The organism is Photobacterium sp. GB-210, assembly GCF_003026075.1.
Classification (GTDB): Bacteria; Pseudomonadota; Gammaproteobacteria; order Enterobacterales; family Vibrionaceae; genus Photobacterium.
Genome location: NZ_PYNU01000027.1, coordinates 46,629 through 53,250, shown reverse-complemented (window position 1 = coordinate 53,250; position 6,622 = coordinate 46,629). Strand labels below are relative to the sequence as shown.

The window sequence follows — 6,622 nt, the reverse complement described above, 5'->3', positions numbered from 1 at the left end:
ATTGTTGTCATTCAAGCGTCACTACGATGCTAACGCAGATATCGAAACACTATTACCTGAGTTAGTTGCATCAGCACCAGAAGTATACAAAGGTCTTGGCCTTAAAGATCTTGGTAACAAGATGTTTAAGTACCTAGTACGTCATAACCCAAGCCAAGTACTAAACCACGCTTACTCTAGCCTTCCAGAAATGGAAGTGAAACCACGTACTGCTTACCAGTTCGTCGTATCTGATGAAGTTGAGCTAGTACCTTCTGACAAGCTAGTGGGTCGTGTTGCAGCGAACTCTGTTATCCCTTACCCACCAGGCATCCCAATGCTAATGGGTGGTGAAAACTTCGGTGACGAAACAAGTCCTCAAATTCAGTACTTGAAAGCACTAGAAGCATGGGATGCAGAATTCCCAGGTTTCGAACACGAAACTGAAGGCGCAGAGATCGAAGACGGTAAATACCACGTTCTTTGTATCAAAAAAGACGCTCTATAATCGACTAAGTCGATAACGTGATTACCCTAAATCCCCGCTCATTGAGTGGGGATTTTTTTATGTTATTCCATTCATAAAATTAATATTGTGCGATTACATCACAATCCATGACGCCAAATTACAGATATAAAAAATGCCGGCCTTAGCCAGCATTTCATGCTTATCAACAGATAAACTTATAGCGCGATAACATTTGCCGCTTGCAGACCTTTCTGGCCTTGCTCTACGTCAAATGAAACTTTCTGACCTTCAGTTAAGGTTTTAAACCCTTCTGAAGCGATGGCACGGAAGTGAACGAAGACGTCAGCGCCGCCATTGTCTTGGGTTAGAAAACCAAAACCTTTCTCTTCGTTAAACCATTTTACTAAACCAAGTGTTTTATTAGACATTATGTGTCCCTTATATGTATTTCATTGAGGTGTCGCAACACGCGACGGCCGAAATAACGATGTTTGAACTATCGATAAAGCAAAGGGAAACACGGATAAAACAACATAAATGCGGCGATAAACAGTTTTCTTCTACGAAAAAGATGACAAATTTCAATTTTCAGCGAGTAAGACATTTAACTAATATCTTCTTTAGTTAAACACCCTAGTGGATGTTCAGGTAGCAGCGATGCCGCTACCTGATCGTCAGTCTTTACAGACCAACCACATTTGCCGCTTGCAGGCCTTTTTGGCCTTGCTCTACGTCAAATGAAACTTTCTGACCTTCAGTTAAGGTTTTGAAACCTTCTGAAGCGATGGCACGGAAGTGAACGAAGACGTCAGCGCCGCCATTGTCTTGAGTTAGAAAACCAAAACCTTTCTCTTCGTTAAACCATTTTACTAAACCAAGTGTTTTATTAGACATTATGTGTCCCTTATATGTATTTCATTGAGATGTCGCAACACGCGACGGCCGAAATAACGATGTTTGAACTATCGAGAAAGCAAAGGGAAACACGGATAAAACAACATAAATGCAGCGATAAACAGTTTTCTTCTACGAAAAAGATGACAAATTTCAATTTTCAGCGAGTAAGATTATTAAATTAAGCGAATGAGTTTATTCGATTAATTTAATACCCTTTAGGTATTAATAAGAGATAGTGAAATTACCAATTAGTTTATTATCAGCATTAGTAATATCGCCTTTACCGGTTTTTTCACAGTATGAGAAATTAATATCCACATTATCAACATTCCCTTTCATTAATACATGTCGGGTTAATACATCACTATTTAACTGATGAATTGTTGAATTCCAAGAATGTTTATTTTTTAATAAGTTAAAATTTACGTTCATTATTTTACTGCTTCTTCTGTTTGTGTATTTATTGTATTTACAGGGCGGTTTTGTTGAAACCAAAATCGTTTACGACCAAGAGATCGAGACATGAGCATATCCTTAGCTTTATCATTAACTTAAATTAATTTCTAAGATATTTCTTAGTACATTTAAATTATAAAATGAGTATAAAATCTATTTATTATAGGTAACGAGGGAAATAGGAACGTAACGACAAATACAAACAAAAGCAGATATTGGAAGTGGTTATTATTTTCGATGGTACGGTATAACTAATTATTTTTACTTTGAAAGCGGCGCAAATAGTATATAACTCTTTGCGCCAACTTAAATTCTTATAGCGCTACAACGTTAGCTGCTTGTAGGCCTTTTTGACCTTGCTCTACTTCGAAAGAAACTTTTTGGCCTTCAGCCAAAGTTTTAAAACCTTCAGAAGCGATAGCACGGAAATGAACGAATACGTCAGCGCCGCCATTATCCTGAGTAATGAAACCGAAACCTTTCTCTTCGTTGAACCACTTAACGATACCAGTAGACATATTGTGTCCCTTATTTAAATTAAAATTCATGAGTTATCGCAATAAAAAATCACGATGCGCTGAAAGCTTGAATTATTGAATGTGACGATGAAGCTAAGGGAAACACTGAGGATGACAACAATAACGAAGAAATTCTGAGGTTTTACTTTTACTTGATGTTTCATTAATAACTCTGAACAACAGAGCGACGCCATTATTGTCTTATAACCAATAATTGTAAAGGGTTATTTTCTATAATTATTGGTTATCGTTGTAACTCATTGATAGTAATACTTTTAAATTTAAAATAAATGTTTTAGGTTTAAATGTCGCTTCAATAGTCCTCTTTTCCTCTCTTTATTTTAAATAAAGGGCTAATAACATAAGTCACAACATAAACACTTATCACACCAATCGCACCACCCAATACAACATCGAACATTCGAGCCATCGCAATTGATTCTGTATGTGCCATCGAGCCAGCAGCAATGGCAATAAGCATACAACGTAATGTAAAAGCGACAGGATAAGGTTTAATGACTAGAGTTAAAGGAATAAGAAAAGCGGCAAAGCTATTTAGTAATGTAACACTTCCAATAAATGAAGATAGATAAACAGCTCCTCCTCCTAAACTTAAACCTAATACCGCCCCTCTACCTCGATGTTTAAACTTTTTATGCATGCTACTTAGCTCTCCGGTTATCACACTCACCGAAGACCAAATAACCCACTGTCCTTGTTTTATAGCGAAATATTTAACAAAAACAGCGGTCATAAAAATAGCGAAGAAAATACTTAATACCGAGTAAATGACCGCTGGTTGTTTTTTAACGATATAGGGATGATCCCTACCAATCAGAGCATATGTCCGATCTTTCGGCATTTTAGCCATATTTAAACAGACTAAAACCAATATTGGTCCAATTAAGGTAACGGGTAATTGTTCAAGTAATTTTATATACGCATGAGTAAATGTATGAGGGTTTACACGATCATAAAGCTCACAACTTAAATATAACGCAGGGATCAATATCCAATTTCCTAACGATTTTAAATTTTTATCCCAATAAGCAAAACTGGCGCAAATCGCCCCCAATAAAGCGCAGAACAAAGCAAACAACAGTGGAGAGCTTTGCACCCAATACAACACCGTAAAACCTAAAATAATAGCCAGCCAATGTAAGCACGTTTCTAATAACCCACTTAAACCTAAACTATTTTGCACACAAAAAAGTGCCCCACTCACCAACCCCAGTTGCAGGTAATGATGATCGCCGGTTATACACGCCACAATGAAACAGGGAAAAATAGCAACCGTCATGCACACAAGCGTTGGTACATCACACCATGCAGATAGTGTCTGTTTTATATGCCACTGATTATAGCCCCATGTCATTTTCATCGGCTTTATGCTCTTGTATTTGTCTCAATTACTAACAGGTAAGCTGCTCAACCCTGATCACTTCGGCAAGTCGAGAAAGCAACTCAATAGACTGTTGATGTGTTTGCTGACTGTCTGCAGCACAAGCGTCTTCAATAATCGTCACTTTATAATCGCGGTCATGCGCATCTCGGGTCGTCGATTGAATAGCTAAAGTGGTACTCACACCAGCTAAATACACATGTTCAATACGGTTGGCACGTAAAACCGCTTCTAATGGTGTACCGTAAAAAGGGCTAATTCTTGGTTTTTCAATAATAAAGTCACTCGTTTGTACATCTAAATCATCATGAAATTCAGTACCAAAGCAGCCTAACTGCAATGCCTTATATTGATTGGCCAAACCAAAGATTGGCGAGTTTTTAGGTTGGGCATAATAATGGGATTCGAATCCGACTTTAACGAGAATCACTAACCAATCATTTTTACGGGCATATGCAAGCGCTTGGTTGGCATGGGTTATCGCATTTTGTTCTTGAACATGCGTAGCACATGATGGGATTTTGCCGTCGGGGTGGACAATATCATTAATAAAATCGATAACGAGTAATGCTTTTTTCATCATAATTTTCTCTTGTTAGATCATTAGCACTTCAATTAGATATCCTGCTAAAAACGAATATTTCTTCTTGTTTTCACTGTATTTTAGTTTTTAGCAACAATAGAGAGAAACGATATATACTTACGGTTATGTAAGTTTTTCTAACAGATGAAAATGAAGCATCTACCGCCATTAAAATCTCTACCTGTTTTTCTCAGCGTATGTGAACACCTTAATTTTTCTAAAGCAGCCAATGCGTTGTGCGTCACTCACTCTGCTGTTAGTCAAAGTATTCAAAGCCTTGAAAGCTATCTCGGAAAGCGGTTATTTCATCGCACAACACGTCAAATGACGTTAACGGAAGATGGAAGGCGATATCAACGTGCCATTCAAGAGGGGATAAATATCATTGAGCAGGCAACTCTTCGAGAGTTAACCTCTCAGCAGCAAGTCTCTGTCAGTATTATTCCTTCCTTAGGGCTAAAATGGTTAATTCCTCGAATGCCTGCATTGCAAGAAAAGTATCCTGATATTGATTTACGCTTTTCTACGCATTCGACGTTGGCATTAGATCTTCTGCCCCATAGCCTTGATATTTCTATTTGTTATGGTGAGGGAAATGAATGGCCTGAATACAATGTGGTTCCTTGGAGTGAAGATAGGTTGGTGCTAGTCGGTAGCCCCACAAAAAAGCCTCTTCCTGATGATTTAGATAACTACTTTGCTGAACAGCCAACGATTTGGGTGGATCGCTCTCTACGTGACTCAGATTGGACACATTGGTGTCAAAGCTTAGGCGTCGATGTACCTAACAACACCAAGCGGCGTTATTTTCAAAGTTCTGTGCAGGCAATTGAAGCTGCTATCGCAGGGTTGGGTGTTTTTGTTACACATCGAATGTTTGTCAACGATGAAATAAAAGCAGGCTTATTAGCAGAGCTTACACCCCATAGTGTATTAAGCCGTTGTAGCTATTTCATCGTCAGTAAGAAAGAAAGCCAGAACAGGCCAGAAGTACAAAACGTCATTGCTTGGCTACAAGACACGCTCAAACAAGAAAAGTCAGTAACGTCGTGATAGGCAGGGAGATACTCTCTTATCTTTCTTAATAAGAGAGTATTAAAACTAGAGACAAAATATTGTATGAAATAAATTAGGCATATTGCCCAGCAACATAACCAGAGCTCCATGCCCACTGGAAGTTATAGCCACCTAACCAACCACTCACATCCATCACTTCACCCGCAAAGTACAAGCCTTTAACTTTCTTAGTTTCCATGGTTTTTGAGGATAGCTCATCGGTATCAACGCCGCCTAATGTCACTTCTGCTGTACGATAGCCTTCTGTACCATTTGGCGCGATCTGCCATTGGTGGAAGTATTCACTCAGTAATGCCAGCTCTTTATGATTAAGTTGCTTTAACGGTTTATCTTGTACATCACCACGCTCAATCAAAGCCTCGATAAGACGCTTAGGCAGTAAGCGAGACAGCGAGTTTTTCAAGCTTTGGTTTGGATGTGCTTCACGCATCTCATTTAAGGTGTCAGCCAAGGTTAAATGCGGTAATAAATCTGCGGTGATCTTCTGACCCGGCTTCCAGTATGACGATACCTGTAAAATCACAGGGCCTGATAAACCACGGTGGGTAAACAGTAAGTTCTCTTTAAATGAAGTGCCATCTTCAGTTTCAACGACCGCAGGAACAGCAATACCAGACAGATCCGCGAGCGCTTCTTTATCTTCAACATGCAGCGTAAACGGTACAAGACCTGCAGTAGTTGGGATCACTTTCAAGCCAAACTGCTCGGCAATTTGATAACCAAACGGGGTTGCGCCCAGTTTAGGCATTGATAAACCACCGGTTGCAACCACCAGCGATTCACAGCTAACGGTGTCGGTATTAAGGCCAAGCGTGAAGCCTGAATCCGTCTTTTCAATACTATGAACATCGACTTGGTAACGCTGGGCGATATTAGGCATATCGCATTCAGACAACAACATTTGAACAATGTCTTTGGCGGAATCTAGGCAGAATAACTGGCCATGATCACGCTCTTCATAGTCAATCCCGTGTTGGCACACCATGCCTATAAAATCCCATTGGGTGTATTGAGATAGCGCAGATTTCACAAAGTGTGGATTACGACAAACATAATTATTCGCGGCCACATCCATATTGGTAAAGTTACAACGACCGCCACCTGAGATCAGGATTTTACGTCCCGGCTTCTTACCATGATCAACCACCAATACAGAGCGACCACGCTTACCCGCTTCAGCTGCACACATTAGCCCTGCAGCACCTGCACCGATAATGACGACATCGTATTTATTTGCCATG

General features: G+C 39.5%; 8 protein-coding genes and 1 pseudogene. 2 read left to right on the top strand and 7 right to left on the bottom strand.

What is annotated here, in order from left to right; all coding sequences use genetic code 11:
* Positions 1-487: pseudogene (locus C9J38_RS19730) on the top strand (arginine decarboxylase); the annotation flags it as partial.
* A gap of 176 nt (positions 488-663) precedes the next feature.
* Here C9J38_RS19730 and C9J38_RS19725 read toward each other — a convergent pair.
* From C9J38_RS19725 to C9J38_RS19700, 6 genes are all read right to left on the bottom strand, one after another.
* Positions 664-876, bottom strand: coding sequence for a cold-shock protein (locus tag C9J38_RS19725; RefSeq protein ID WP_006647467.1), 213 nt, complete (start codon positions 874-876; stop codon positions 664-666).
* Positions 877-1,129: 253 nt separating this feature from the next.
* Positions 1,130-1,342, bottom strand: coding sequence for a cold-shock protein (locus tag C9J38_RS19720; RefSeq protein WP_005372111.1), 213 nt, complete (start codon positions 1,340-1,342; stop codon positions 1,130-1,132).
* Positions 1,343-1,567: 225 nt separating this feature from the next.
* Positions 1,568-1,777, bottom strand: coding sequence for a hypothetical protein (locus tag C9J38_RS19715; RefSeq protein WP_107208574.1), 210 nt, complete (start codon positions 1,775-1,777; stop codon positions 1,568-1,570).
* Positions 1,778-2,115: 338 nt separating this feature from the next.
* Complete coding sequence (locus C9J38_RS19710) at positions 2,116-2,349, bottom strand: cold-shock protein (protein ID WP_370444651.1); 234 nt, start codon at positions 2,347-2,349, stop codon at positions 2,116-2,118.
* Positions 2,350-2,632: 283 nt separating this feature from the next.
* Entirely contained in the window at positions 2,633-3,700 is a 1,068-nt protein-coding gene (locus C9J38_RS19705; protein ID WP_107208573.1) for an FUSC family protein, read from the bottom strand.
* Positions 3,701-3,731: 31 nt separating this feature from the next.
* The gene (locus C9J38_RS19700; protein WP_107208578.1) at positions 3,732-4,301 is read right to left on the bottom strand and encodes an isochorismatase family cysteine hydrolase; all 570 of its coding nucleotides are present in this window, start codon (positions 4,299-4,301) and stop codon (positions 3,732-3,734) included.
* A 147-nt stretch (positions 4,302-4,448) separates the two neighbouring features.
* On the opposite strand from C9J38_RS19700, the gene C9J38_RS19695 reads away from it, so the two are divergent.
* Positions 4,449-5,357, top strand: coding sequence for a LysR substrate-binding domain-containing protein (locus tag C9J38_RS19695; RefSeq protein ID WP_107208572.1), 909 nt, complete (start codon positions 4,449-4,451; stop codon positions 5,355-5,357).
* Positions 5,358-5,433: 76 nt separating this feature from the next.
* On the opposite strand, the gene C9J38_RS19690 is transcribed toward C9J38_RS19695, so the two are convergent.
* Positions 5,434-6,621: an NAD(P)/FAD-dependent oxidoreductase gene (locus C9J38_RS19690; protein ID WP_107208571.1), complete on the bottom strand. Its 1,188-nt coding sequence runs from the start codon at positions 6,619-6,621 to the stop codon at positions 5,434-5,436.
* Position 6,622: the final 1 nt, after the last annotated feature.